Source organism: Thermodesulfobacteriota bacterium (assembly GCA_030583865.1).
Classification (GTDB): Bacteria; Desulfobacterota; GWC2-55-46; order GWC2-55-46; family GWC2-55-46; genus UBA5799.
Window position 1 is genome coordinate 1,662,518 of the sequence record CP129479.1, and the last position, 24,728, is coordinate 1,687,245.

A 24,728-nucleotide genomic window follows, 5' to 3' on the forward strand; every position below is an offset into this window, starting at 1 on the left:
GCGGGGCGCGGTTTACATCAGCTGCAGGTCCGGGCTGTGCACCATGATGTCGACCCTCCTGTTTTTCGTCCTGCCGGAGGGCGTGTCGTTCGTGTCTATGGGCCTGTACTCGCCGAAGCCTATGGCGGATAGCTTCCTCGGGTCGTGGCTGTGGTTGTCGATGAAATACTTGAGTATCCTTATGGACCGGGCGCTGGAGAGGTCCCAGTTTGAAGGGAATCGCTCGGTGGATATTGGTATGTTGTCGGTATGCCCCTCTATCCTCACGCTGTTGGGCATGTCGACGAGCGCCCTGGCGACCTCGTCGATTACGGGAAGGCCCTCGTCCAGCAGCTTGTCGCTCCCCGGCTCGAAGAGCATCCCCTCGGAAATCCTGATGGTCACCTTCTGCTCCTCGAATATGAGCGTGAGCTTCTGGTTCTCCTGAAGCTCACGGAGGGCGGCCTGGATCTTCTCGTAGTTGTTGGTGTGCATGTCCTTGAACTCGTCCCTGACCTGGGCGCGCTGCTCCCTTACGAACTTCGGGCCCTCCTGCATGCGGGTCGAGGTGAAAAGCGTCGGGTTGAAGGCTATGGCAAGCGACTCGCTCATTATACGGAACTTGCCCTCGTTTACCGAGGAGATGGCGTACATGCTCGTAAAGAACGCGAAGAGGAGCGTTATGAAGTCCGCGTAGGATACGAGCCAGCGCTCGTGGTTCTCGTGCTCCTCGTGTTTTTTCTTCCTGGCCATACTGTCTATTTCCTCTGGCTATTTCCTCTGGGACTCCCTCAGGAAGCCGACGAGCTTCTCCTCGACCCTCCTCGGGTTTTCGCCCTCTGAAAGGGATATGAGCCCCTCCACCGCCATCTCCTGCATTATCACCTGCTCGCGTATCTTCATCTTTATCTTTCCGGCCATAGGCAGGTAGACGAGGTTGGCGGAGGCGACGCCGTATACCGTGGCGACGAACGCGACCGCTATTCCAGCGCCGAGCTTCGAGGGGTCAGAGAGGTTCTCCATTACGTGGATGAGCCCGAGGACCGCGCCTATGATGCCTATGGTCGGGGCGTAGCCGCCCGCCGACTCGTACACCTTGGCTGACGTGAGGTTGTATTCCTCGGTATGCGCTATGTCTATCTCCAGTATCTCGCGGGTGAGCTTGGGCTCGGCCCCGTCCACCACGAGCTGCAGGCCCTTCCGGAGGAACGGGTCCTGTACCCTCTTGATGCTCGACTCGAGCGCAAGGAGGCCGTCCTTCCTGGCGGTGGCCGAAAGCTCGGCTATGAGCTTTATGACCGTGTAAGGGTCGCTCGTCTTCTGGAAAAGCGCGAGCTTCGCGTTCTTGAGCGCCAGGACGAATACGTTAAGCGGGTAATTGACGAGGACCGCGCCGAGGGTCCCGCCGAATACGATGACTGCCGCAGCCACCTGGGCAATGGACCCGAGGTGCCCGCCTTCGAGCACCATGCCGCCGAGAACGGCCCCGAAGCCGAGTACGAGCCCGAGTATAGTCAATATATCCATTAAGCCGGTACTCCCGTCATATCATATTTATTATTTCTGCAGCTATGAGCTCGATCGGAACGACCTTGTCGGCCAGCCCGGCCTCTATGACCGACTTCGGCATCCCGTAGACTGTGCAGGTGTGCTCGTCCTGGGCTATGGTCTTTCCGCCCTTCTCCTTTATGAGCCGCATGCCCTCCCTGCCGTCGCTCCCCATCCCGGTAAGGATCACGCCGAGCGACCTGCCGGGATAGCTCTCGGCAACGGAAGACATGGATATGTCGATTGAGGGCCTGTACATGGCGTCCCTGGGCTCGTTGTCGACCTGGAAGAAGAACTCCGTAAGCCCCTTCCTCCTGACCCGCGTCTGAAGGCCGCCTGGAGATACGAACACCTTGCCGAAGCCGACGCTCTCGCCGTTTTCGGCCTCCTTGACCGGGAGCTTGCAGACCTCGTTCATCCTCTCGGCGAACGCGCCCGTGAACATCCTCGGCATGTGGACCGAGACGAGTATGCTCGTATCGAGGCCTGCCGGCAGGTTCGCAAGGACGGCCTGGACGGCCCTCGGCCCGCCCGTGGACGCGCCTATTGAAACGAAGGCGACCTTGAGGCTCGCAAGCCCTCTTTTTACCGCCGGGACCGGGGGCGGCGGGCCGGGTTTCGCGGCCCTGAGCGAGGCGAAATGGTGCTTTTTCCTCGCTATCGCCTTGACCTTTGTTATGAGCTCGTCCTGTATCTTCATGAGGTCCAGGGCGGAGGTGACGAGGTTTTTGGAGATATAGTCCGCGGCGCCCTTGTCCATCGCCTCGAAGGTCGCCTTGGCCCCTTCCTTGGTAATCGAGCTCACCATCAGTATGGGGACTGGCATCCTTTCCATGAGCGCCTCTGTCGCCTCGAGGCCGTTCATCTTCGGCATCTCGACGTCCATGGTGATAACGTCGGGCTTGAGCTCAAGCGCCATCGAGACGCCCTCGGCCCCGTCCCGCGCGGTCCCGGCGACCTCGATCCCGGGGTCGGTCTCCAGCATCTGCTTCAAGACGCGCCTCATGAAGGCCGAATCGTCGACTACGAGCACCCTTATCTTGGACATTTCACTCCCTCAATGGACATAGGCGCCCTTGGCTGACGTCAGGAGTCCCGCCATGTCGAGTATCAATATTACGTTGCCGTCGCCCGTGATGCATGCCCCGGCGACACCTTCCGTGCCCTTAAGGTACTCGCTCATGGACTTCATGACTATCTCTTCCTGGCCGTGGAGCCTGTCTACCAGGACCCCGAAGGACTTCTCGCCTATGCCTATGACAACGATATATTTCCATTCGGACTTAGACGGAGAGTCCTTGCCGGAGACGAGGGCGCCGAGCCTCACGACCGGGACGACCCTGTCCCTTATGTTTATGGCCTCCCTGCCCTCAATCGTCTTTATCTCGTCCGCGGTCACCCGGATGTTCTCTATTACGTTCGAAAGCGGTATGGCGTAGACCTCTCCTCCGGCCTCGACCGTAAGCGCCTGTATTATCGCGAGCGTCAGGGGGAGCCTGAACACTATCCTCGTCCCCTTGCCGATTTCCGAATCTATGGATATGGTGCCGTTTATGCGCGATATGTTCGTCTTTACCACGTCCATGCCCACGCCGCGCCCGGAGATGCTGCTCACCTCTTTTGCGGTAGAGAAGCCCGGAAGGAAGATCAGTCCCAGCGCGTCGCGCTCGGAGAGCCTCTCGGCCTCGTCCTCGCTTATTCGGAGAGCCTCTCGGCCTCGTCCTCGCTTATGATGCCCTTCTCGACAGCCGACCTTTTTACCGCCTCGGGGTCTATGCCCTTGCCGTCGTCCGAAACCGAGACGATTATGTTCCTCCCCTCCTGGTAGGCAGAAAGGGCGATCGTGCCGGATTGCGGCTTGCCCTTTGCGGCCCGCTCTTCCGGGAGCTCCATCCCGTGGTCCACGGCGTTCCTTATGAGGTGGACGAGGGGGTCGCCTATCTCTTCGATTACGGTCTTGTCCATCTCGGTCTCCTCGCCGCTCAGGACAAGCTCCACCTGTTTTCCCGTCTGCCTCGCAAGGTCCCTCACCATCCTCGGGAACTTGTTGAAGACCTTGGCGATGGGCTGCATCCTTATCTTCATGACGCCGAGCTGGAGGTCGGAGGTCACGAGGTCCAGCTGTGCTATCGCCTCGCTCACCTGGGACTGCAACTCGCCGTCGATGCTGCTTTCGGACAGCCTCGTCCCGAGCCTCATGAGCCTGTTCCTCGAAAGCACCAGCTCGCCGGCGAGGTTAAGGACGGTATCCAGCCTGTCTATGTCGACCCTTATGGCGTGGTCCTTGGCCGATGCTGCGGCGCCCTGGGCCTCGTCGGGCCGCTGCTGTTTCTGCTCCTCGTCCGCCGCGGACTTCTCCGGAATGGTGGGCGCGCCTGCGTCCTTCCCTGCCGCCTCGCCGTTCAGTATGCCTCCAAGCAGCGCAAGGACCCCGCTCGTGTCCTCTTTTCTCCCGTTCTTTTCGCGTATATTGGCGAGTATGACCCTGATCATGTCAACCGCGCGCAATATGGCGTCCATCACGGCAGGGGTCACGCTCATCTCGGATTTCCTGAGCTTGTTGAGCACGTCCTCGGTCACGTGAGTGACCTCGACCATCTGGTCGAAGCCAAGGAAACCTGCCGCGCCCTTGATGGTGTGAATGGACCTGAATATGTCGTTAAGGAGCGGCAGGTCCCCCGGCTTCTTCTCGAGCTCCACGAATTTCTGGTCGAGGGTCTCCAGCGATTCCGCGGATTCCGCGATGAAATCGTTTATAATGTCGTCCATCTCGTCCGTGGGGAATGACACGGCTCTTCCTCTCTCTTTAAGAATTCCGTCCAGGCCTTTTCAGGCGCGACAAAAGGCTGAACCGTCTAGATGCGGGGCTACGAGCCTATCTCCTTCAGGAGCCTGTCCACCATGTCCTGGCTCGCAGGCGCCTCCTTCGGCTTCCTGGGCTCGCTCGGCTTCGATGCCGCGCCGCCGTCCTCGAACCCGAAGCTCATGGCCACCTCGACTATCTTCTGCTCGACGAACGAGAGCGATTTTATGACTTTCGCGAGCTTCTGGCCGGTCAGGTCCTGGAAGGACATGAGGGCGAAGAGCTCGACCATCTCGCCCTTGCTCTTGGCGTTTATCATCTGGAGCTCGCTTATGAGCGACGCGCCCTTCCCGGGGTCGCTCCCCGGCGAAGCGGCCCACTCCGAGAGCGACTTGAGCGCCGTCCCCGCCTTGTCCTGCTCAGCCATGAGCCCCTCGACTATGTTCATTATCTTGTTTGCGGCGGTCTCGAGGTCCCCCGTGACCGACGAAAGCTGCGTCGACGCTTCCGGGAACTGCTCGGTTCCCATCTTGACGGTAGTCTCTATGGTGTCTATCCCCTGCCTTGTCTTGTCAATGAACTTTGCGAGGCCGGTAAGCTCCTCGCGTATCTTGCTCATCACGCCGCTCCATTCCCTCTGTGTCATCTTTTCCCTCCGTGGCAATTCGTTTATGCGCCGACGCGGCGCCTTATTACTGGTTTACCTTCTGCAGGATGAGGTCTATCCTCTCCTTGAGCGCCGCCGCGGTAAAAGGCTTCACTATGTAGTTGTTCACGCCGGCCTGCACCGCGCTCACGATGTTTTCCTTCGCCGCCTCCGCCGTCACCATCAGGACCGGGGTGTCCTTGAGGGCCCCGTCCGACCTTATCGCCTTCAAAAGTTCTATCCCTGGCATGTTCGGCATGTTCCAGTCGGTGACGACGAAGTCGAACTTCGACGCCCTGAGCTTCTCGAGCGCGGTAGTCCCGTCGTCGGCCTCCTCGACGTTGTTGTAGCCTATCTCCCGGAGGATGTTCTTTATTATCCTTCTCATCGTGGAGAAGTCGTCCACTACGAGTATCTTCATGTTCTGGTCCAGCATCTGGCCCCCCTCCTCTTTATATATGGCGAATGGAATCAGTTCATATCAGTTTTTCGATCTCGTAAAGAAGCCTTTGCGGCGATATGGGTTTTGAGAGATAGGTCGTGACGCCCGCCTCCAGGCCCATCCGCCTGTCCGCCTCCCCGGCCTCGGTCGTTATCATTATTATCGGGATCTCCCTGTAGGCGTCCTGCCCGCGGAGGCTCTTGGAGAGCTCGTATCCGTCCATCTGCGGCATGTTGAGGTCGGTGACTATGAGGTCTATGGGGCTCGTGGCCATCAATTCCAGCGCCTCTATCCCGTTCGACGCGCTGATTATCTTGTACCCCTTCTCCTTGATGATGTAGGACAGGAGCTTCCTCGTCGTGTCGCAGTCGTCGACCACAAGAATTTTCTTCTCCATGCTACGGCCCCTTGAATCAGATTTTTTTATAGACTACCGAGCGCTCCACGCTCACCGGCCTGAAAAGCCTGGTTACGCTGTGGAGCGATTCCGAAAACCCCACCAGCAGGTACCCGCCTTTTTCCATGCTGTCGTAGAGATGACCTATCGCCTTTTTCTTGGACGCGTCGTCGAAGTATATGAGCACGTTCCTGCAGAAGACTATGTCCATGCCGCGGACCATCCTCGTCTCGTTGGCGTCTACGAGGTTTATCTTCTTGTAGCGCACGAGCGAGCGGGCCTTGCTGCTTATGGTGTACGTTTCGCCGTTGCCGGTGAAGTATTTCCTTATATACTCCTCCGGCGTGTTCCGGAGGGAGTACTTGTCGTATACCCCGGCAGCTGCGGCCCTGAGGACGCCGTCGCTTATGTCGCTTCCGAGTATGTCGACGTTCCAGCCCCTCGCCGGCACCCCCTCCTCGTGGAGCATCATGGAGATGGTGAGCGGCTCCTCGCCCGTCGAGCACGCGGCGCTCCAGACCCTGATGCTCCTGTTGGAGGCCCTTGACTTCTCCTCGATCACCCTGGAAACCACTCCCTTCCTGAAAGCCTCCAGCTGGGGGCCGTCCCTGAAAAAGCTCGTCTCGTTCGTGACGACCGAATTGCAGAGGGCCTGGAGCTCGCGCTCCCTCTCCGCGTCGTAGGTGAGGAAGTAATAGTAGTCCTCGAAGGTCTTCAGGTCCTTCAGCTCAAGCCTCCTCGCGAGCCTCGTCTCCAGGAGATACTTCTTGTTCTCCGGGAAGAAGATTCCCGACCGCTTGTAGACGATGTCCCGGAGTAGATAGAAGGTCTCGTCGGACAGCTTGGGCTTATTTATTCCCAGAGTCAGCATCTAAGAGTTTCTATGGCGCTCTCGACCGCCCCCCTGACGCTGGGGTCGGGATGGTTTACGAACTGCTCGAGCGCGCCTATGGCGCCGGTTGCGCCGAGCCTCTCGAGGGCCCTGGCCGCAGCGGCCTTCACGGGCGCCTCGTCCTTTATGAGCTTTTCTATTATGAGGCCCTCGATATCGTGCTCGCCCAGTTCCCCGAGAAGCAGCACCGAGTGGTACCTCACCCAGATGTTCCTGTCCTTTAGCGTCCTGAGCAGCGCGGCTTTGATCTTCTCGCCGCACCAGCCGTTGAGGCCTTTCAGGACAGACAGCTTCACTTCGTCGCTGTCGTCCGCGAGCCCCTCTATGAGGGCGTCTATCGCGTACGGGAGCCCGAGCCTGGCCATGGACTTGTATGCGGCCTTCCTGACGCCGGGGCATTTGTCCCGGGCGGCGGCCTTGAGCGCGTCCAGGGCCTTGTCGTCGCCGATGAGCCCCAGGCCCCTTGCCCCCATCTCCCTCATCTGCTCGTTCGGGTCTTCGAGAAGCGACGTGAAGCCCTTCCTTGCCGAATCCGCGGGGATGAGCGCGAGGCTGTCCGTTATCTCCTCCATTACGTCCCTGTACGACTCTTTCCGCACCGCGTCGAAAAGCCTTGAGACGGCCGCCGGCCCGGCGAGCGAAGCGAGCGCCCTGGCCGCGATCTTCCGGGTATGCCCGTCCGGCCCCTCGAGGAAATCATAGAGCACCTCTATGGAGCTGGGCGAACCAATGGCTTCGAGTGCAGCGACCACTTCGCGGAGCTCGTTCTTCCCGACCTTGCTCACGAGTTCCTTCAGCGCAGGTACCGCGGCCACGGCCTTCATCTCGCCGAGCGCCTTGACCGTCAACTTGAGGCTTTTGCCTCCATTATGGACCTTCTCCTTCAGGGCCGGCAGGAACCTCCGGCCTGAAACGCTCACTATCGAGTCGACCAGCAGGGCTTCGGTCTCCTCGTCAATGTCGTTCTGGCCCTCTATGTAGCTGAATATGCAGTCCAGCGACTCGGGCAGCTTGAGGAGCGAAAGCCCCCTTATGGCCTTCAGCTGCCCGGCCCTGTCGGTCTCCTCGCTGAAATTCCTTGTCAGGAAGGCGAAGTAGGTCTTCCTGAACTCCGGGCCGGGCCTGAAGTCCGACCCTGCCGAGAAGACCTTTTCGAGGAGCTCGACTATCGCCCCGGTGCTGAAGTCCTTACCTTTCCGCACCATCGGCTCGAGCTTCTGGAGGACTGCGGACGCGTCAACGGCGGAAGCCATCTTCGCGACGGCGTCGATAGCCGCCTCCTTTATGAGCCCCGAGTCCGTCTCGGTCATCCTCATGAGCGGCTGAAGGGCCCGCCTGTCCTGCATGAGGCCGAGTCCCTCGATTGCGGAAAACTTGACCCATTCCTCGGGGTCCTCGAGCGCGTTAAGGAGCTCGGGGACCGACTCCTGGTCCCTGAGCTTTCCGAGGCAGACCGCAACCGAGGCCCTGACGTTCGGGTTTTCGTGCCTGATGAGCGGATAAAGGAGGCTCAGGAACCCGTCGTTCCTGGTATTTGAAATTATGTCGATGGCGAACTTGACAACGTCCTGGTCGCTGTCCTTAAGGAGGGTCGCGATCGCAGACGAGGCGTCCTGCCCCAGGAGCTCGAGTATCTCTATCCCGATGTTCCTTATGGCCGCGCTCGAATCTCTAAGGAGCGGCACCATTGCGTCGGCGACCTCCGGGCCCCCGATCGAGGACAGGGCATTAAGGGCAGCTTCCCTCACGCCCGGGTCGGCGTCCCTCAAAGCCTCCGTAAGGGCGGGCACGAACTGGCAAAGCCTGCCCTCCTCGATCCTCTCGCAGGCGTCCCTTCTCAGGCAGGGGTCCTGGGAGGCGAGCATTTCCCTCAGGGAATCGATATCGACGTTTTCCATAACCACCCCTTCATGTTATCGGGTAAAAGGCAGTTTTCCTTTAATTTATTCGAAAAAGGCCTGCTTCCGGCCTGATGCTTTTTCCATTCCCGGAAAGCCGGGAATAAAAAAGCGGAGCATATGCGTGAATATGTGAGCTTTTTTATTCGTCTACGCAGAGTCAGGGGAAAATAGCAATTATTCAGACGTGCCCGAGTGGATTATAGGGTCCTCTTAAGCCTCCCCTTGAGCCTGTGCATGGTCTGGCTGTGGAGCTGGCAGACGCGGGACTCGGTTATGTCCAGGACCTTGCCGATTTCCTTCAAGGTAAGCTCGTCGTAATAGTAGAGGGATATTATGAGCTTTTCCTTGTCCGGGAGCGTTTCCACGGCCTCGGCCACCTTCTTCTTTATCTGCTCGAGCTTGATGAGCTGCATGGGGTCGGTGCCGTCGGGGTCCTTTATGCATTCGAGTATGTTCATCCCCTCGTCATGGCTCATGCCGAGGTCCTCGAGGTTCAGGACGCTCACCGCGCTCACCTGGCTCAACATGCTGTTAAGCTCGTCGGTCGATATCTCCAGGAACCTGGCCACCTCCTCGGTCTCGGCGGGCCGCCCGGTCTTCCTCTCTATCTGGTCGTACGCCTTCTCGAGCTGGTTCGACTTGTCCCTCATGGACCTCGTCATCCAGTCCATGCTCCGCAGCTCGTCCATAATCGCGCCCCTTATCCTGATGGATGCGTAGGTATTGAACTGGACGCCCTTCGCGGAGTCGAACCTGTCGATGGACTCGAGGAGCCCGATGGTCCCGGCGCTTATGAGGTCGTTCACGTCGATGTGCGGCGGTAGGTTCACCGCGACCTGGTAGGCTATTATCTTCACCAGGTGTATGTTCTCCTCAAGCAGCCTGTCTCTCTCAGTCTTCACGTTCTGCATTGTAGTCATATGCCTGCCCTTCTTTTTCAGATATTCCGGTCCAGGAACTGTCTCCAGAAAAACTGCATCCCGCCCTTGAGGGCGCCCTCTGCCGGCGCTTCGCTTATCTCCCTCGCTATCTCCTCGTAGCACTGGCAGGCCTTGGACCCCGGAAAGAGCTCCATGACCGCCTTCTGCCTTGCGACCGACTTCTGGACGTTCTCGTCCAGAAGCACGCAGCCGACATACTCGACCGAGATGCTCAGGAACCTTTCAGCCGCGAGGCTTATCTTCCTGTAGACCTCGATCCCCTCCTTCCGGTTCCTGGCCTCGTTCACGAGGAGCTTGAACCTCCTCTCGCCGTGCTTGTGGAGGAGGACCTTCATCAGGGCGTAGGCGTCGGTGATGGAGGTCGGCTCCGGGGTGACCACCACCATTATCTCCTGGGCCGCCATGTTGAAGAAAAGGACGTTATCGGAGATGCCGGCCCCGGTGTCGATTATCATGACGTCGAACTCTGACTCGAGTGTTTCCAGGTGCGAGGCGAGCGCGAGACGCTCCTCGGCGGAGAGGCTCGTAAGCTCCTGCACACCGGAGCTCGCCGGGAGTATCTTTATGCCTCCGGGGCCGTCGGCCAGGACCTCCTTTATGTTCCTTTCGCCGCGAAGGAGGTGCCCGATATTGTACCTGGGCGCAAGCCCCAGGAGCACGTCGAGGTTGCCGAGCCCGAGGTCCGCGTCAAGGAGGAGCACCCTCTTTCCCATCCGCGTAAACGCTATCGCAAGGTTCACCACCGAATTGGTCTTGCCGACGCCGCCCTTTCCGCTGCTGACCGAGATGACCCTCGTCTCCCTGGCCGCCGGGTTCGCCTGTGCGTACTTCATTAAAGTAACTGCCTGGTCCATTCAATCCTTCTCCTTAATTCGGCATGATGAACTTCACGAGATTTTCCCTGGAGGCGGGCTCCAGGTCTTCCGGCACCCGCGACCCGGTCGAAAGGTACGCGACCGGTTTCCTCGCGAGCATCATCGCATTCAGTATCGGCCCGTGGGCACCGCCCTCGTCGAGGCGCGTAAATGACAGCGAATCTATGGGCAGGGCGGAGAAGCCCTTCACGGCGTCGTACATGGCCTCGTCCCTGGTCTGGGAATTGAGGACGAGGTTGAACCTTATCGATGGCGAAGCCCCGGCAAGCTCATGGAGCTCCTTCATGCGGGCCGGGTCCTTCTGGCTCCTCCCGGCGGTATCAACGAGGACCAGGTCCTTGTCCCTGTGCACGCTCAAAAGGGCCTTCAGCTCGCCGGGGTCCCTCGCGACGTCCACGGGCACGCCCATGAGCTTGCCGTAGACGCGGAGCTGCTCGGCGGCCGCAATCCTGTACGTGTCCATGGTCACGAGGGCCATGCTCCTCTTTTTCTTCAGCGCGTTAAGGGCCGCGAGCTTTGCTATAGTGGTGGTCTTCCCGACGCCGGACGGCCCGATGAAGGCGACGACCCCCTTCTCCGAGAGCGGGTCCGCCACAGCCAGCTTTTCGTACACCTTCTCCCTTATGCACGACTTCAGGTAGGCTATGTCGGACGCCTTGTCCCTGGCAACTCCGCCGAGGGTATTGAGGAGTATTTTCCTCGCGAGCCTCCTGTCGATTCCGTTCGCGGCAAGGTTCTCCTCGAGCCTCCTGAAGACGCCTGAGACCGGGCTCCCGGAATTGGAGACTACCGCCATGCAGAGCCTTTTGAGCTCCTTAAGCTCCCCCAGCTCCCTCCTGAGCTCTTCAGCCAGCAGGTCCGGGCGGCCGTCCCGGACAAAGTCATTTGCGCCTGACCGGGGCTTCTCCGGGCCTGCGCTCATATCATCCTTTTCCATGTCCAGCGTAACCGGGGCTGAAAGGTCGTAGTCGACCGCGGCCACTACCTCGTGCCGCCCTGCGCCGAGCCGCTTCGTGGAGAGTATGAGGGCGTTCTCCCCGAACTCATCCTTTACAGCCTTGATCGCCTCCCTGACGGTTACGCCGTTGAACCTTTTTATCCTCATGCTACAACCTCACCACTTTTAATGTCTGGACCCTTGCGTTTCCGGCAATCTCGTTATGGGAAAGGATGGCTATCGCCGGGAAGACCCTCTCGGTAAGCCTCCTTACGAACCTTCTCGTCTGGTGCGATACGAGGAGCACCGGCTGGTGCCCTTTCGACATCGTCTCCTCGAGCCCCTCCTTGAGCCTCGAAAGTATCCTCTGCGCGAGCCCCGGCTCTATGGTGAGGAACGAGCCCTGCGGCGTCTCATGCACCGACTTCGTTATCGCCTCCTCGATCTCGTGGCTGAGTGAAATGGCCTGTATGGTCGAATCGCCTGATATGTGGCTTTTGGTAATCTGCCTCGCGAGACCCATCCTCACGTATTCGGTGAGCAGGTCGGTGTCTTTTGTTATAGGGGCGTAGTCGGCCAGGGTCTCGAGTATGGTCTGGAGGTCCCTTATCGATATCCTCTCCTTCAGGAGGTTCTGGAGGACCTTCTGCACGGCCCCGAGGCTCAGGAGCCCCGGCACCAGCTCCTCTACTACCTTCGGGTGTGTCTTCGCCACCCTGTCGATGAGGGACTGAACCTCCTGGCGCCCGAGTATCTCGTTCGCGTAGCTCCTTATGACCTCGGTAACGTGAGTCGCGACTATGGCCGAGTGGTTTACGACGGTATAGCCCATGAGCTGCGCCCTCTCGACCTGCGCGTCAGGCACCCATATGGAGGGGAGCCCGAAAGCCGGGTCGGTCGTCGCAACGCCTTCAAGGCCGGGCTGTGCGTTACCCGGGTCTATGGCGAGCGAATGCCCGGCGAGGAGCTCGCCTTTCGCGACCTCAACGCCCTTTACGAGGAACACGTACTCGGAAGGCTTAAGCTGCAGGTTGTCCTTTATGTGCACCGGAGGCACCATTATGCCCATGTCCTCGGCGAACTGCCTCCTTATTGCCTTTATCCTCTCCAGGAGCTCGCCTCCCTCGCTCGAATCCACGAGCGGGATGAGCCTGTAGCCGACTTCGAGGCTCAGGGTGTCTATGAGCGGCACCTCGTCAGTCGCCTCTTTAGCCGCCGGCTTGGCCTCGGCCGCCTTCCTCTCGGTCTCTTCCGCCATAATCTTCTCCTCCGCCGACCTGTAGACCAGGTAGCCGATAGCGCCGGTTATCGCGGAAAGCGTGAGAAAGGCAAGGTGCGGAAGGCCCGGGACCAGGCCGAAGACGAAGAGTATGGCGGCTGCTATGAAGAGCGGCTTGGGGCTCAGGAGGAACTGCCTGCCTATGGAGTCGCTCAGGCCGGACTCCGAGCTTACGTTAGTTACGACGATACCTGCGGCAGTCGATATGATGAGGGCCGGTATCTGGGTGACCAGGCCGTCTCCGACCGTGAGGAGCGTGTAGGTCATGGCCGCCTCGCCGACCGGGAGCCCCTGCTGGAGTACCCCGATGACCAGGCCGCCCGCGATATTGATTATGGTGATAAGGATGCCGGCGACCGCGTCTCCCCTGACGAACTTGCTTGCGCCGTCCATGGCCCCGTAGAAGTCCGACTCCTGGGAGACCTCTTTCCTCCGCCTCCTCGCCTCCTCGTCGCCTATGAGCCCGGCGTTCAGGTCCGCGTCGATGGCCATCTGCTTGCCTGGCATTGCGTCCAGGGTGAACCTGGCGGCTACCTCGGCTATGCGGCCTGCGCCCTTTGTGATGACCACGAAGTTTATGATGACGAGTATCGAGAATACTATGAAGCCGACGGCGTAGTTTCCGCCGACGACGAAATTCCCGAATGACATGATCACCTGCCCCGCAGCTGACGGGCCCTCCGAGCCGTGCAGGAGTATGAGCCTCGTCGACGCAACGTTCAGGGCGAGCCTGAAAAGGGTCGTGACCAGAAGTAGTATCGGGAATGTCGAGAAATCGAGCGGCTTCTTGACATAGACTGCCACGAGCAGGATGATTATGGCGGCGGTCACGTTGAACGTAAGGAGGAGGTCGAGCGCCAGCGGCGGCACCGGCAGTATCATTATGAAGATGACCGCCACGATGCCGGCGGGCAGCATCAGGTCCGAACCCTTCTTCCAGGAAGCGATATCCCTCAAACCAGCCATAACCCTCTATCTCCCGGCCTTTCCCTTGAGCCTGTAGACGTAGGCCAGCACCTCGGCCACCGCCTTGTACATGTTGACCGGCACCTCGGCGCCTATCTTGACCGCCTTGTAGAGGCCCCTTGCGAGGGGCTTGTTCTCAAGCACGGGCACGTTGTGCTTCCGCGCCAGTTCCTTTATCTTTTCGGCTATGAGGCCGGCGCCCTTTGCGACGACGACCGGCGCGTTCGATTTCGACCTGTCGTACTTCAAGGCGACCGCGATGTGCGTGGGGTTCGTCACCACGACGTCGGCCTTGGGCACGTCCTGCATCATCCTCTTCCGGGCCATGTCCCTCTGCATGGACTTTATCCTAGCCTTCACGATGGGGTCGCCCTCGGACTCCTTGTGCTCCTCTTTTATCTGCTGCTTTGTCATCCGGAGGCCCTTCTCGAAATTCCATCTCTGGAAGGCGTAGTCGATAACGGCTATGGCCGCTATCACCCAGACCGTCCTGAGCATTATTCTGAACGTGACCTGCCCGACGTACAGGACCGAGGCCGCCGAGTCCACGTCTATGAGGAAAGGGAGGTTCTCCCACTCGGCCTTTACGCTTGCGTAGACGACATACGTGAGAACCGACACCTTGAGGACCGACTTCACCAGCTCGGCAAGCGAGTTCATGGAGAAGAGCCTTCCAAGACCCGCTATCGGGTTTATCTTCTTGAAGTCCGGCTCAAGGGGCTTGGTCGAGAGGTTGAAGCCGTTCTGGAGCACGTACGAAATGGCGCCGAAAAGCGGTATCGCGAGCGCCGGGGCGATGATCACGAGGTATCTCCAGGACAGGTCCTGGAAAATCGTATGCGCGTCCTTTATGGTAAGCTCGCCCCTGAAAAGGCCGAAGTACTTCCTCATTACCTCTGACATTCCCGAATACATCCAGGCCGAGGAAAAATAAAGGACTACTATCCCGGCGGTTATCATGAAGAGGGTGCTGACCTCGCGGGAGGTCGCAAAGCTCCCATCCTGCCGGGCCTGCTCGCGCCTTCTGGATGTAGGTTGTTCTGTCCGTTCCTGGTCCTTGTCGTCGTCAGCCATCACATCGCTCTCATGAGGTTAAATACGCCGGTCCACATCCGGTCGAAGACCGCCTGTACGGCGGTCCCGAATACCGGGAGGGACATGCTTATCACCAGGAAACCGGATATTATCGTCAGGGCGAACCCTATTACGAACATGTTTATCTGCGGCACCGTCCTAGCCATTATGCCGAGCGAGACGTTCACGAATATCAGCATCGCAACCACCGGGGCCGAAAACTTGAAGGCCAGGACGAATATCTCCCTTGAGAAAGCGACGAAACTCTCCATGAGCCCCGCGGAAAGAGTGAAGCTGAAGGGCGGGATGGAATCGAAGCTTTTCTGAAGGACCATCAGGACCATCAGGTGGCCGTTGACCGAAAGGAATATGAGGAGCGTCAAAATGCTCAGGAATTTCCCGAGCACCGTCACCTGTGAGCTGTTAATTGGGTCGTAGGCGGTAGCCATGCCTATGCCCATCTGGAAGCCTGCGACCTGCCCGGCGAACTCTATGCCCGCCAACACGAACCTTATCGCGAGCCCTATGGCGGCGCCTATGAGGACCTCTCCTGCCAGTGCGACAGTGAGGCCCACGAGGGTCGCCGGCATCGGGACCTGGGGCGTAAGGGGCGTCAGGAGAAGCGCCACCATGAGCGTAAGCCCCAGCTTCACCTGCATGGGCACGTTCAAGGCCCCGAATATCGGGGCCGCAAGCAGTATCGAGCCCGTCCTCACCATTACGAAAAGGAAGGTCGAATAATTTGCGGCTATGTAGTTCGCGAATTCCATCTATCTTATATAGTTGGGTATGTTCGTGAATATCTGGCTCGTATATTTCACTATCACCTCCATCATCCAGGGCGAGAGCGCAAGGAGGACAAGGAGTACGGTTATTATCTTTGGCACGAACGAGAGCGTCATCTCCTGGATCTGCGTCACCGCCTGGAAGATGCTTATGACGAGGCCCACCGCCATCCCGGCGAAGAGGACCGGGGCGGATATGAGGAGTATCATCGTTATCGTCTCCTTGCCGATGCCTGTCACGAATTCCGGCGTCACTCTCTTCCCCCTATCCGAAGCTCTGGACGAGCGAGCCGACGAGCAGGTACCAGCCGTCGACCAGCACGAAGAGCATGAGTTTGAAAGGCATGGAAACCATTACCGGGGGCACCATCATCATGCCCATGGACATGAGGACGCTCGCGACTATCATGTCTATGGCGAGGAACGGCAGGTAGATGAGGAACCCGATCTGGAACGCGGTCTTCAATTCGCTCGTGACGAACGCCGGTATGAGGGCGAGCGTCGGGATATCGTCCTTCGTGCGGGGGGCCTCGGATTTCGAGAGCCTGAGGAACAGCTCCATGTCCTTTTCCCTGGTGTTCTTCAGCATGAACTCGCGGAGCGGCTCTATTGCGCCAGTGAATGCGGCCTCCTGCGATATGGCCCCCTGCATGTACGGCCTGAGCGCGTTCTCGTTTATCTTCATGAAAGCCGGTGACATTATGAAAAAAGTAAGGAAGAGCGCGAGCCCCACGACGACCTGGTTGGGCGGGGCCTGCTGGACGCCGAGGGCCTGCCTCAAAAGCGAGAACACGATCACAAGCCTCGTAAACGAGGTCATCATCAATAATATGGCCGGAGCGACCGTGAGGACCGTAAGGAGAAGGACTATCTGGATTGCGGTGCTCAGCCCCTGCGGCGAGCTCTCCCCGCCTATCGAGAGGTTGACGTTCGGAAGCCCCAGAGCGTCGGCGGCAAGCGAGGCGCCTGGCGCAAGGAGGACGGGCGCGGCGGCCGATGCGATACAGAACGCTTTTTTAAGGGCCCCTGGCGTCATATGCCCCCCTGCAGGAGCCCGAAGAGCGACCTCTGCTTCCCGTCCTTGAGTCTCCTGAGGTCCTCAAGCGCGTCCTTTCCCTCTATCTTGGAAAGGAACGTTATTGTGGTCGGCGTAAGCCCCAGGACCAGCATCTCCCCCGCGACCTCCACTATGGCTATGTTCCTCTTGGGGCCGAGGAAGGCGGATGCGATGACCTTCACTGGCTTCATAGCCGCCCTGGAAGAGGGGGCGCCCCCGGAGCGCGCGAAACGCTTGAGCGCGTACATGGCGGCTCCGAAAAGGCCAAGGAGGAAAACGAGCGTGAGTATGGATTTCACGAGGAGATACATGTACGATTCGGTCATTTCAGCCTGCTTATCCTCTCGCTCGGGCTTACTATGTCGGTGAGCTTCACCCCGAACTTCTCGTTAACCACGACTGCCTCGCCGCGGGCGATGAGCCTGCCGTTCACGAGTATTTCCATGGGCTCCCCGGCGAGCTTCTCGAGCTCTATGACCGCGCCCTGGCCGAGCTGAAGGAGGTCCTTCACAAGTAGCCTGGTCCTCCCTATCTCGACGGACACCGTTAGCGGTATGTCGAGGAGCATGTCCATGTTGGTCACGGCGCCGGAATTCTCCGGCTTCAGGTTCGAGAAGCTTGCCGGCCTTGCCTCGACCTCGTCCTTTTTGGCTGGAGCCTGGGCCTGCCTGGTCTCCTCGAAGGCCGCGCCCCACTCGTCGTTCAGGGAACCGGACTGGATACCTTCTTCGTTCTCTTTCATCGCCTAACCCCTTTCTCCTTTTGCTGCGTCCACGACCTTTAGGGCGTAATTGCCGTCCATGACCCCGGGCCTCGCCAGGAGCTTGGTCATGCCTTCCACCTCGACCTCCAAGAGGTCCTTTACCTTCCTGTTGAGCTGTATGACGTCCCCGGACCGCAGGCTAAGGAGGTCCGAGAGGCTTATCTCCGCCCTGCCCATCTCCCCGGAGACCGCCAGCGGCACGTACCCGAACTGCTCCCGGAGATTGTCGAACCACCGGGCGTCCACCTCGGAGGTGTCTATCCGCTGGGTGCCGAGGAGCTTGTCCTTTATGGGCTCGATCGTGTTGTAGGGCAGGCAAAGCGTGAAGTTGCCGGCATTGGACTCGATCTCCATCCTGAAGGCCGAGAGTATGACGTGCTCGGAGACGCCCACAACGTTCACGAACTGGGGGTTCATCTCCGTCCTCATGTACTTGAAATCCACTGGATGGACCGCCTTCCATACGGCCGTCATCTCGTGGAATATGATGTCCACGACCTTCTTTATGACCGCCTGCTCGACGTTCGTGAAGTCCCGCCCCTCGATCCGCGTCTGGAACCTGCCGTCCCCGCCGAAGTAGCTGTCCACTATGAGAAAGACCAGGCTCGGGTCAATGGCGAGGACCCCCTGCCCCCTGAACGGGACGAACTGGAATACGTTGAGGCTCGAGGGGACCTGAAGGTTCCGGACGAAGTCCTCGTACTTGGCCGTCCTCATGCTCTCGGGGCTTATGTCGACCGACTTCCTCATGAGGTTGAAGACCGACGCCCTGAGTGACCTGCTGAACTTCTCGTTTATCATCTCGAGTGTCGGGAGCTTGCCCCGGACCACCTTCTCCTGGTTGGCGAAATCGTACGGCTGGACGTCGCCGGTATCCGGCCCTTCGGCCCTTTCCTGCTCGGTCTGTATGTCGCCGTTCGAAAGCCCCCTCAGGAGGGCGTCTACCTCGACCTGTGTAAGTATCTGCTCTGCCATCCGGCGCCCCTTACTGGATTACGAACTCGGTGAAATATGCCGTATTCACCTTGCTTTTGGTCAGGTACTGGTTAACCCTGGCCACTATCTCGTCGCGCATCCTGTACTTGCCCTCGACGGTGCCTATGTCCGAGTAGCTCTTGCTGCTCAAGAGTATGATGAGGGAGTCGCGTATCTGGGTCGACTGGTTGTTGAGCTCGGTAAGCATGGAGCCCGGAGGAAGCTCGAGGTTCACGGTGAGCTTGAGGTATCTGGTGCCCGAGTTGTCCTGAAGGTTTACTATGAAGGGCTCCAGGGCGAATATGGTGCCCTTGGCCGGTTCCGCGGACTGGCTCTCGTCGACCTGCTTTGCGCTCTCCCCCCCTCCCTTTGAGCTTGAGAGGACGATATACGCCCCGGCCGCGGCGGCAAGGAGCACCACCGCGACTATGCCTATGATGAGACCGGCCCCTTTTTTCTTTGGAGCTGCCTCTTCCTTTTTATCGACTTCCGCCGCCATACCTGCCTCCTTTAGTTCAAGCGGCCCGGACCGGGCCCTGGCATATAAGTGAATGCAGGGTTGTTTTGCAATACCTGTGCCAGCTGCCGGCCAGTAGCCCTGAAATCGCAAGTATGCGGAATATCGGAATAAAAAGTCGTGTCCAGTTGATGGGTGGGGAGATGGGGAATACGAAGGTCAACCTATTGCAGTTGCGAGCGTCATAAAAATGACTGGGTCGGCCAGGACAGGAACAAAAAAAAGGGCGGCGGCCTGAGCCGCCGCCCTTCATGACCTGTGTTAACGCTTGAGGTTCACGAGTTCCATAAGGAGCTCATCGGTCGTCGTTATTATCTTGGAGTTGGCCTGAAAGCCGCGCTGGGCGGTTATCATGTTCACGAACTCCCTTGCGAGGTCGACGTTCGAAAGCTCAAGGGTCTCGGACTGGACAAGCCCCATCCCCGAGGTCCCGGGCGTGCCGATAAGGGGCTGGCCCGAGTCGAAGGTCTCGGAGTAGAGGTTCATGCCGGCGCTCGAAAGGGAGGTGGGGCTCGGGAAATCGGCCAGGAGCACCTGCGCGAGGTTGAGGGCCCTGCCGTTCGTGAATATGCCCTGTATGACGCCGTCCTGGTTGATGGCTATCCTCTGGAGCGTGCCCGAGGAGTAGCCGTCCTGTATAAGCCTGGATACGCCCGAGGCGGTGGCGTACTGGGTGGTGCCGTTGGTGCCTGTTCCGCCCTCGGTTATGCTGGCTCCGAAGTCGAAGGCTATGGTCTGCCCGCCGCCTGCCCCGCCGGTAAAGTCGAACCCGGTCGCCGGCGTGCCAGCGGGGTTGCTGACCGAGTAATGGGTATAATCAATGGGGTCTTCGGAATGGAGCGCGCCGCTCGAATCGAAGGTGACCCTGCCCTGGGCCTGTATCTCGGTTTCGCCGGTCAGAGACTCGCTCCCGTCAACCACCGCGAACCACTGCCATGTGTTGCCGATGCTCCCGAGCGACTCCTTCCTGAAAAACATGGTGACTGTATGGTCGTTACCGAGGGTGTCGTAGACCGTGAGCGGAACGGAAAAGTTGGAGGTGTTACCGGCGTTCGCGAGGTCGAAGGCGCCGCCCGCCGCGTCGGAGGTATAGCTCGAACCGTCGGCTGCAAGGGGCGCGCCGGGGTTGGCAGTATATCCGAGGAGCGAACCGGCGCTCGACGAGACCATGTCGAAATCGAGGGTGCCGGTATTGCCAGCGTCATTTGCTATGGTGAACATGCCGGTCTGGTCGTCGTAGGAAACGGTATAGGTATTTCCGCTCGCCGCGCCCTGGAGGACGGCCCTTACCGCGGCGTTTACCTGGTCGGCGGTCGCGGCGGCGCCGGATATGAGGCCGCCGTCGGTCACGAGGCTCCTGGTATAGGCGGTGCCGCCTATGTCGAAGGTGAGCTCGTCGTTTACGCCGGTAGTGAAAACGAAGCCGGTTATCGGCGCGTTCGAGTCGAGGTTCGCGTTCAGGAGCGCGCTCGTCGTCGCGCTCGGGGTAATTATCCTGGTCGCAAGCTGTATGTCAGATATCGAGTTCTGGAAGGTGCCGGCGGCGTTTGCCATGTAGCCCTGAAGGCGCATGCCCTCGGGGTTCACTATGAAGCCCTCCTTGTCGGTCGAGAACTGGCCTGCCCTGGTATAGTACCTGGTATCCAGCACTGGGTCGTTCACCATGTAAAACCCGTTGCCGCTTATTGCGAGGTCGAGGGCGTTCCCGGTGCTCTCGAAGGCGCCCTGGGTGAAGACCTTCTGGATGCTGCTCATGACGACTCCGAGGCCTATCTGGTTGGTGCCGCCGCCGCCTGAAAGGGTCTGGCTCAGGACGTCGCCGAACGTGACCCTGCTCCCCTTGAAGCCCACGGTGTTGACGTTTGAGATGTTGTTGCCGATTACCGAGAGGTTGGACATGTTCGCGTTCAGGCCGCTTATTCCGGTATAGAGAGCTGACTGCATATTCACTTCCTCCTTTGGTTGCCTTGAGTTTTTCGGCGCCCTTAAGCGCCAGTCAGTTACTAATATATTTCCTTTATGCTTTCCTTTTTGACTGGTGTACCGTTCACGTAGAGGCTTGAGCCTCCGGCTTCGGAGAGGTTGACTCCGGTAACGAAGCCGAGGAGATATCTCGCGGCCCCGATTGCCGAGCCGTTGGAGCCCCTGGCGCCGACCGAGAAGGAGTACTTTCCGGGGGGAAGCTGTGAGCCGCTGCCGTCGGTGCCGTCCCAGACGATCTCGTGCTCGCCCGCGGGCAGGGGGCCGAGGTCGAAAGTCCTTACCGCCAGGCCGTATTCGTTGCTGATAGTAAGCTGCGTCGAGCTTGACGCGGAGCCGAGCTCGAAGCCGATGCCGTGCTCCTGTCCGGCAACGCGCTCGAAAACGTCCGCCTCCGCCTTGACCATCCTGCCGATGAGCCCGGCGGAACCCATGTCGCTCAGGGCGCCAAGGCTCCCGGCCATGCCCGTCATGGTTGAATTCAGGTTCTGTATCCCCTCGAGCGAGCTGAACTGCGCAAGCTGGGCAACAAACTCGGTATTCTCCATGGGGTTGAGCGGGTCCTGGTTCTGGAGCTGCGTGACAAGGAGCTTAAGGAACGCGTCCTTGCCCATCGCCTCCTCGGCCCTTGTCCTGTTGAGTCCCGTAGACGAACCGTATACTCCTACATTAGAAACCATTCTCTTTCACCTCTCAGGCAAAAAGGTCTATGCCGCCGTAAGCGGGTTGATACTTCCTTTGGCTGCTCCCGTCGTAGCCGCTCTTCCGTCCGTCCTTCCCTTCGCTGCCGCTCCCGCGGGCCTCCTCCCGGCGCTCCTCGAAGAGGCCTTCCCTCCGTTCCGGCAGGCCGGCGTCAACCCTGGAACTCACGCTTACCACGCATTCGCGGAGCACAAGCCCCTGCTGCGCCAGCGAGTCTTTTAGCATGGAGGAGTTTGCCTCCAGGAGCGCCTTGGCCTCGTGGCTCTCGGCGGTTATCTCGGCAGTTACAGCGCCATTGCTTATGCTGAGCCGTATCGAGAGCTCGCCGAGGCTTTCAGGGTTGAGCTTCATCCTGACCTCGCCCCCGCCGTTCCGGACCGAGATGCGGAGGACCTCATCGAGCTGCTTCCCCATCTCAACCGGGTATGCCTGGGGCTCGGGCCTGTAAGCCGAGGCCGAATCGACAAGGTTTCTGAAAGCGGCCCCCGGGAGCGCCCCGTGAGCGGGCCTCTGGGCGTCAGGTTCCGCCTCCGGCCGCCCGCCGTCCCCGTCCTGCGAGAGGTCGAGCTTCAATCCGGTCTCGCCGGCATCCTTCAAGGAAAACTCATTGGCGCCTTCGGCCTGGGGCGCGTCAGCGCCTTCCTGGCCATTGGAATCGACGTAAGCGTCAGTCCGTGCGGCAGGCACTCCGTTCGCGATGTCTTTTTGCAACCCGTTTTCAACGGCAACAGCGACGGGCCTGGGAGAACTGCCATGCAGAGGACCCATCCCGGCATGCAGGCTTTCTGTCTTTTGAGAGAGCCTTGGAGCGATATTGTCCGCTGCGTCCGGCTCTTTACCTGAAACTTCAATCCCCGGCCTTTCCGCGCTGCCCATATCCTCTTCCGGCAAGGGCATCTGTCCCGTCTTGTCAGGTCCGTTCCCGGTGACCCGGCCATCGGCTGACGGCGTCTCAGGCGGAACTGCCCGCACCCTTTCACCACTTCCGGAGCCCGCGGCTGACTCTGAGCCTTGAGCCGTCCAGGTGCTCCCGGAGACGGCTGCATCCGCGTGCGTCTCGCCGCGGGCTGCCAATACCGGCTCCTTGATTGCTTGATACGGAGCTCTTTCGAAATGCCCGGCAATCCTTTCGCCTTCTTCTGAAGCTGCCGGCCTGGCGTCTTCTGCCGGCCCGGCGTCCTCTGAATGAACGGCCCTGTCACGCCCGGCCTGAGCTTCTGAAACAGGCACAGCCGGGCCGGGCACATTGATATCGGCTTTGGCATTGCCATGACCATACTGACGGACACTCGGCACCGCCGCTTCAGTCGGCGCATCGCTTCCTGCAAGGCCGTTACCCGGCTGTGTCACCTTTACTTCATTGGCGGCAATCGGACGGGATGCCGGGAAAGCGGCATATTCCAGGCCCTGGGCTTTGAATTCCTTCTGGGAGTCCGCCACAAAACCTGAGCCTTTGCCTTCCGGATCATTTGAGCCTTCGTAATGCGCGGGCTCAAGGAGCTGTATATTGTTTTTTACCGCCTCGGTCTGAGGCTCGCTGCCTTTAAAGAACTTAGCGGGAATGTAATTTGCCTGGTGCAGGAGGTCCGCCGGGCCTGCCGAGACATCCTCGGGCCCGGACCCATCGTGAATCTGCCTTCCTGTATGGAGAGCGCCGGACATGACGGTCTCCTGGGCTTTTGCGGCCTCGGCATGCACGTCGCCGGAGTTGTCCGCGAACACCATCCCATTACGGTACGTTTCCATGAGGGACATGAATTCTCCGCCGGTGGAAGCCGCCTTTACGCCGGCTGCTGTCTCCGTGCCCGGCTCGGGTAATGCCGGTCCAAATATCGAAAGAAACGGTATGTTCACCTGCTCCACCTTTCGGTCGTTCACAATAGCGTTATAGCAACCCGCGTGCCAAACAGAATGGACGTTCAAATGTCCGATTTTCAATATAAAAAGAAGGAGCGAGACTGGAAGGAGCGGGGAAGTTCATCCTGGGTAGGAATCTTTTTCCCGGCTCGGCGGGCAGCTTTTTCCGCTGGCCGGTTTTTCGCTGGCCAGATGGGGCCAGCGTAAAAAAAAAAGGGCGGCTTAGCCGCCCCGCTCACCGGGGAAAAGATTAATTTTTAGCAGCTTGCTGAAAAATTCCGTTTTTATTCAGGCTGCTCAAAAAGCTCCAGGTGCGAGGCGTCGAGGAGCGAGGAATGAGGCGTACTTTTCGTGTACGCCGCAGTGACGAGCGACGAAGACAACGACGCAGATGGACTTTTTCAGCAGCCTGTTAGAGGTTGCCTTATTTTTTGGCCCTGAACATCCTGCTCAGCTCCACGGCCTTGTCCACGCTTACGAACTCCAGGAGCTTCGCAGCCTTCTTTTCGTTCATCGAGGAAAGTATCATCACGGCCATGTCATTGTCGAGCCCCTCGAGCCTCGGCGCGGCCTCCTCGGGGTTCATCGTCTCGTATATCTTTACGATCCGCCTTATCCTTTCCTCGCGGGCCTCGTTTATCTTCCTGACCATTGCCTCGATGTCCTGATGGACCTTCCTGAGCTCCGCTGACCTGGCTTCCATGTCGGCCTTTATCGCCTCGAGCCTGGCCTCCTTTGCCCTGAGGGCCTCTTCCCGGGCTTCGAGCTCCTTCTCCTTCCTGTTTATCGCGGCTATGAGCGACCTTTCGGGCGCGGTCACGAAAGGCTCCGGCTGCCCGGGGGCCCCGCCCTCCGCTGGCTGGCTCGCGAGCACCGGCGAGGCTATGACCCCATACCACCCGAATATAAGGACAAATGCCGTGAATACCCCGGCGAGCATTTGCACACGCACCCTATTTTTCATCGCCGTTCCTCCCGTACCTCAATGTCACGAGCTCGTCGGACTCCCTCTGTTCTCTGCGCCTGGCCTCTTTATTGTACGATTCCAGCGACTTGTCCTTGAAGGCCTCTATGACCTTCCTGTTTTTGGAAGCCTCGACCAGCTCGCCCCTTTTCCTCTCGGCGAGCAGGTTGACCTCCCTCAATATCCTCTCCTGGTCTGCTATATGCTTTTTAAGCCCGTCGACATACGAGTAATGAAGGTCGAGATCTCCCGGGGACTCGCCCTTCTCCTTAAGCGAGTCTATCTCCGCGCTCGACTGCCTGTAGAGCTCCCTAAGGCGCTCTATCTTCCTTTCCTCTTCCTTTAGGAGGCCGAGGGCCTCCTCGAAACCCTTCCGGCAGAGGTCTTCCAGCCTCTGCCTGTAGTTGAATAGCGGCTCAAGCGTGAAGGTGAACTTTTTCATGCGCCT

At 59.4% G+C, this 24,728-nt stretch carries 27 protein-coding genes; all 27 read right to left on the reverse strand.

All coding sequences use genetic code 11. The features are described from left to right. Positions 1-12: 12 nt before the first annotated feature. Positions 13-732 carry a flagellar motor protein MotB gene (locus tag QY316_07875; protein ID WKZ31839.1) on the reverse strand — a complete coding sequence of 240 codons (720 nt, stop codon included), beginning with the start codon at positions 730-732 and terminating at the stop codon, positions 13-15. Positions 733-750: 18 nt separating this feature from the next. Next, positions 751-1,506, reverse strand: coding sequence for a flagellar motor protein (locus QY316_07880; GenBank protein ID WKZ31840.1), 756 nt, complete (start codon positions 1,504-1,506; stop codon positions 751-753). Between the two features lie 16 nt (positions 1,507-1,522). Next, entirely contained in the window at positions 1,523-2,575 is a 1,053-nt protein-coding gene (locus QY316_07885; GenBank protein ID WKZ31841.1) for a chemotaxis response regulator protein-glutamate methylesterase, read from the reverse strand. Between the two features lie 9 nt (positions 2,576-2,584). Beyond that, positions 2,585-3,142 carry a chemotaxis protein CheW gene (locus tag QY316_07890; protein WKZ31842.1) on the reverse strand — a complete coding sequence of 186 codons (558 nt, stop codon included), beginning with the start codon at positions 3,140-3,142 and terminating at the stop codon, positions 2,585-2,587. A gap of 80 nt (positions 3,143-3,222) precedes the next feature. Then, positions 3,223-4,317, reverse strand: a complete 1,095-nt coding sequence (locus tag QY316_07895) for an Hpt domain-containing protein (protein ID WKZ31843.1) — start codon at positions 4,315-4,317, stop codon at positions 3,223-3,225. A 77-nt stretch (positions 4,318-4,394) separates the two neighbouring features. Then, positions 4,395-4,976 (reverse strand): protein phosphatase CheZ, encoded by a 582-nt coding sequence (locus QY316_07900; GenBank protein ID WKZ31844.1) that lies wholly within the window; start codon positions 4,974-4,976, stop codon positions 4,395-4,397. Positions 4,977-5,022: 46 nt separating this feature from the next. Continuing rightward, complete coding sequence (gene cheY, locus QY316_07905) at positions 5,023-5,412, reverse strand: chemotaxis response regulator CheY (GenBank protein WKZ31845.1); 390 nt, start codon at positions 5,410-5,412, stop codon at positions 5,023-5,025. Between the two features lie 40 nt (positions 5,413-5,452). Next, complete coding sequence (locus QY316_07910; GenBank protein WKZ31846.1) at positions 5,453-5,815, reverse strand: response regulator; 363 nt, start codon at positions 5,813-5,815, stop codon at positions 5,453-5,455. A 16-nt stretch (positions 5,816-5,831) separates the two neighbouring features. Next, complete coding sequence (locus QY316_07915; GenBank protein WKZ31847.1) at positions 5,832-6,686, reverse strand: protein-glutamate O-methyltransferase CheR; 855 nt, start codon at positions 6,684-6,686, stop codon at positions 5,832-5,834. Beyond that, positions 6,680-8,605 (reverse strand): HEAT repeat domain-containing protein, encoded by a 1,926-nt coding sequence (locus QY316_07920; GenBank protein WKZ31848.1) that lies wholly within the window; start codon positions 8,603-8,605, stop codon positions 6,680-6,682. Before QY316_07920 ends, QY316_07915 begins: the two co-directional genes overlap by 7 nt. Before the next feature lie 200 nt (positions 8,606-8,805). After that, the gene (locus tag QY316_07925; GenBank protein ID WKZ31849.1) at positions 8,806-9,528 is read right to left on the reverse strand and encodes a FliA/WhiG family RNA polymerase sigma factor; all 723 of its coding nucleotides are present in this window, start codon (positions 9,526-9,528) and stop codon (positions 8,806-8,808) included. Positions 9,529-9,545: 17 nt separating this feature from the next. Next, positions 9,546-10,403 (reverse strand): MinD/ParA family protein, encoded by an 858-nt coding sequence (locus QY316_07930; GenBank protein ID WKZ31850.1) that lies wholly within the window; start codon positions 10,401-10,403, stop codon positions 9,546-9,548. A gap of 13 nt (positions 10,404-10,416) precedes the next feature. Beyond that, positions 10,417-11,529 carry a flagellar biosynthesis protein FlhF gene (flhF, locus tag QY316_07935; protein WKZ31851.1) on the reverse strand — a complete coding sequence of 371 codons (1,113 nt, stop codon included), beginning with the start codon at positions 11,527-11,529 and terminating at the stop codon, positions 10,417-10,419. A gap of 1 nt (position 11,530) precedes the next feature. Beyond that, on the reverse strand, positions 11,531-13,606 hold the full coding sequence (gene flhA / locus QY316_07940) for a flagellar biosynthesis protein FlhA (protein ID WKZ31852.1): 2,076 nt from the start codon (positions 13,604-13,606) through the stop codon (positions 11,531-11,533). Between the two features lie 6 nt (positions 13,607-13,612). Further along, positions 13,613-14,680 (reverse strand): flagellar biosynthesis protein FlhB, encoded by a 1,068-nt coding sequence (flhB, locus tag QY316_07945; protein ID WKZ31853.1) that lies wholly within the window; start codon positions 14,678-14,680, stop codon positions 13,613-13,615. Continuing rightward, positions 14,680-15,450: a flagellar biosynthetic protein FliR gene (fliR, locus tag QY316_07950; protein ID WKZ31854.1), complete on the reverse strand. Its 771-nt coding sequence runs from the start codon at positions 15,448-15,450 to the stop codon at positions 14,680-14,682. The genes flhB and fliR overlap by 1 nt, the downstream gene beginning before the upstream one ends. Further along, complete coding sequence (gene fliQ / locus QY316_07955) at positions 15,451-15,720, reverse strand: flagellar biosynthesis protein FliQ (GenBank protein ID WKZ31855.1); 270 nt, start codon at positions 15,718-15,720, stop codon at positions 15,451-15,453. It abuts the gene before it with no gap. A 10-nt stretch (positions 15,721-15,730) separates the two neighbouring features. Continuing rightward, on the reverse strand, positions 15,731-16,501 hold the full coding sequence (fliP, locus tag QY316_07960) for a flagellar type III secretion system pore protein FliP (protein ID WKZ31856.1): 771 nt from the start codon (positions 16,499-16,501) through the stop codon (positions 15,731-15,733). Beyond that, a complete protein-coding gene (gene fliO / locus QY316_07965; protein WKZ31857.1) occupies positions 16,498-16,848 on the reverse strand; it encodes a flagellar biosynthetic protein FliO in 351 nt (116 codons plus the stop codon). Before fliO ends, fliP begins: the two co-directional genes overlap by 4 nt. Further along, entirely contained in the window at positions 16,845-17,264 is a 420-nt protein-coding gene (gene fliN, locus QY316_07970) for a flagellar motor switch protein FliN (GenBank protein WKZ31858.1), read from the reverse strand. Before fliN ends, fliO begins: the two co-directional genes overlap by 4 nt. A 3-nt stretch (positions 17,265-17,267) precedes the next feature. Beyond that, positions 17,268-18,260, reverse strand: a complete 993-nt coding sequence (gene fliM / locus QY316_07975; GenBank protein ID WKZ31859.1) for a flagellar motor switch protein FliM — start codon at positions 18,258-18,260, stop codon at positions 17,268-17,270. A gap of 10 nt (positions 18,261-18,270) precedes the next feature. Next, positions 18,271-18,759, reverse strand: coding sequence for a flagellar basal body-associated FliL family protein (locus QY316_07980; GenBank protein WKZ31860.1), 489 nt, complete (start codon positions 18,757-18,759; stop codon positions 18,271-18,273). Between the two features lie 279 nt (positions 18,760-19,038). Beyond that, positions 19,039-20,721, reverse strand: coding sequence for a flagellar hook protein FlgE (locus tag QY316_07985; protein WKZ31861.1), 1,683 nt, complete (start codon positions 20,719-20,721; stop codon positions 19,039-19,041). Between the two features lie 59 nt (positions 20,722-20,780). After that, positions 20,781-21,437 carry a flagellar hook assembly protein FlgD gene (locus QY316_07990; protein WKZ31862.1) on the reverse strand — a complete coding sequence of 219 codons (657 nt, stop codon included), beginning with the start codon at positions 21,435-21,437 and terminating at the stop codon, positions 20,781-20,783. 13 nt (positions 21,438-21,450) lie between these two features. Then, on the reverse strand, positions 21,451-23,337 hold the full coding sequence (locus QY316_07995) for a flagellar hook-length control protein FliK (protein ID WKZ31863.1): 1,887 nt from the start codon (positions 23,335-23,337) through the stop codon (positions 21,451-21,453). Positions 23,338-23,740: 403 nt separating this feature from the next. Beyond that, positions 23,741-24,280, reverse strand: coding sequence for a hypothetical protein (locus tag QY316_08000; GenBank protein ID WKZ31864.1), 540 nt, complete (start codon positions 24,278-24,280; stop codon positions 23,741-23,743). Then, positions 24,270-24,722, reverse strand: a complete 453-nt coding sequence (gene fliJ / locus QY316_08005; protein ID WKZ31865.1) for a flagellar export protein FliJ — start codon at positions 24,720-24,722, stop codon at positions 24,270-24,272. The genes QY316_08000 and fliJ overlap by 11 nt, the downstream gene beginning before the upstream one ends. Positions 24,723-24,728: the final 6 nt, after the last annotated feature.

Coding starts and splice junctions, on each gene's coding strand:
- QY316_07875 (WKZ31839.1), bottom strand. CDS start 732: ATGGCCAGGAAGAAAAAACACGAGGAGCACGAGAACCACGAGCGCTGG.
- QY316_07880 (WKZ31840.1), bottom strand. CDS start 1,506: ATGGATATATTGACTATACTCGGGCTCGTACTCGGCTTCGGGGCCGTT.
- QY316_07885 (WKZ31841.1), bottom strand. CDS start 2,575: ATGTCCAAGATAAGGGTGCTCGTAGTCGACGATTCGGCCTTCATGAGG.
- QY316_07900 (WKZ31844.1), bottom strand. CDS start 4,976: ATGACACAGAGGGAATGGAGCGGCGTGATGAGCAAGATACGCGAGGAG.
- cheY (WKZ31845.1), bottom strand. CDS start 5,412: ATGCTGGACCAGAACATGAAGATACTCGTAGTGGACGACTTCTCCACG.
- QY316_07910 (WKZ31846.1), bottom strand. CDS start 5,815: ATGGAGAAGAAAATTCTTGTGGTCGACGACTGCGACACGACGAGGAAG.
- QY316_07915 (WKZ31847.1), bottom strand. CDS start 6,686: ATGCTGACTCTGGGAATAAATAAGCCCAAGCTGTCCGACGAGACCTTC.
- QY316_07920 (WKZ31848.1), bottom strand. CDS start 8,605: ATGGAAAACGTCGATATCGATTCCCTGAGGGAAATGCTCGCCTCCCAG.
- QY316_07925 (WKZ31849.1), bottom strand. CDS start 9,528: ATGACTACAATGCAGAACGTGAAGACTGAGAGAGACAGGCTGCTTGAG.
- QY316_07930 (WKZ31850.1), bottom strand. CDS start 10,403: ATGGACCAGGCAGTTACTTTAATGAAGTACGCACAGGCGAACCCGGCG.
- flhF (WKZ31851.1), bottom strand. CDS start 11,529: ATGAGGATAAAAAGGTTCAACGGCGTAACCGTCAGGGAGGCGATCAAG.
- flhA (WKZ31852.1), bottom strand. CDS start 13,606: ATGGCTGGTTTGAGGGATATCGCTTCCTGGAAGAAGGGTTCGGACCTG.
- flhB (WKZ31853.1), bottom strand. CDS start 14,680: ATGGCTGACGACGACAAGGACCAGGAACGGACAGAACAACCTACATCC.
- fliR (WKZ31854.1), bottom strand. CDS start 15,450: ATGGAATTCGCGAACTACATAGCCGCAAATTATTCGACCTTCCTTTTC.
- fliP (WKZ31856.1), bottom strand. CDS start 16,501: ATGACGCCAGGGGCCCTTAAAAAAGCGTTCTGTATCGCATCGGCCGCC.
- fliO (WKZ31857.1), bottom strand. CDS start 16,848: ATGACCGAATCGTACATGTATCTCCTCGTGAAATCCATACTCACGCTC.
- fliN (WKZ31858.1), bottom strand. CDS start 17,264: ATGAAAGAGAACGAAGAAGGTATCCAGTCCGGTTCCCTGAACGACGAG.
- fliM (WKZ31859.1), bottom strand. CDS start 18,260: ATGGCAGAGCAGATACTTACACAGGTCGAGGTAGACGCCCTCCTGAGG.
- QY316_07980 (WKZ31860.1), bottom strand. CDS start 18,759: ATGGCGGCGGAAGTCGATAAAAAGGAAGAGGCAGCTCCAAAGAAAAAA.
- QY316_07985 (WKZ31861.1), bottom strand. CDS start 20,721: ATGCAGTCAGCTCTCTATACCGGAATAAGCGGCCTGAACGCGAACATG.
- QY316_07990 (WKZ31862.1), bottom strand. CDS start 21,437: ATGGTTTCTAATGTAGGAGTATACGGTTCGTCTACGGGACTCAACAGG.
- QY316_08000 (WKZ31864.1), bottom strand. CDS start 24,280: ATGAAAAATAGGGTGCGTGTGCAAATGCTCGCCGGGGTATTCACGGCA.
- fliJ (WKZ31865.1), bottom strand. CDS start 24,722: ATGAAAAAGTTCACCTTCACGCTTGAGCCGCTATTCAACTACAGGCAG.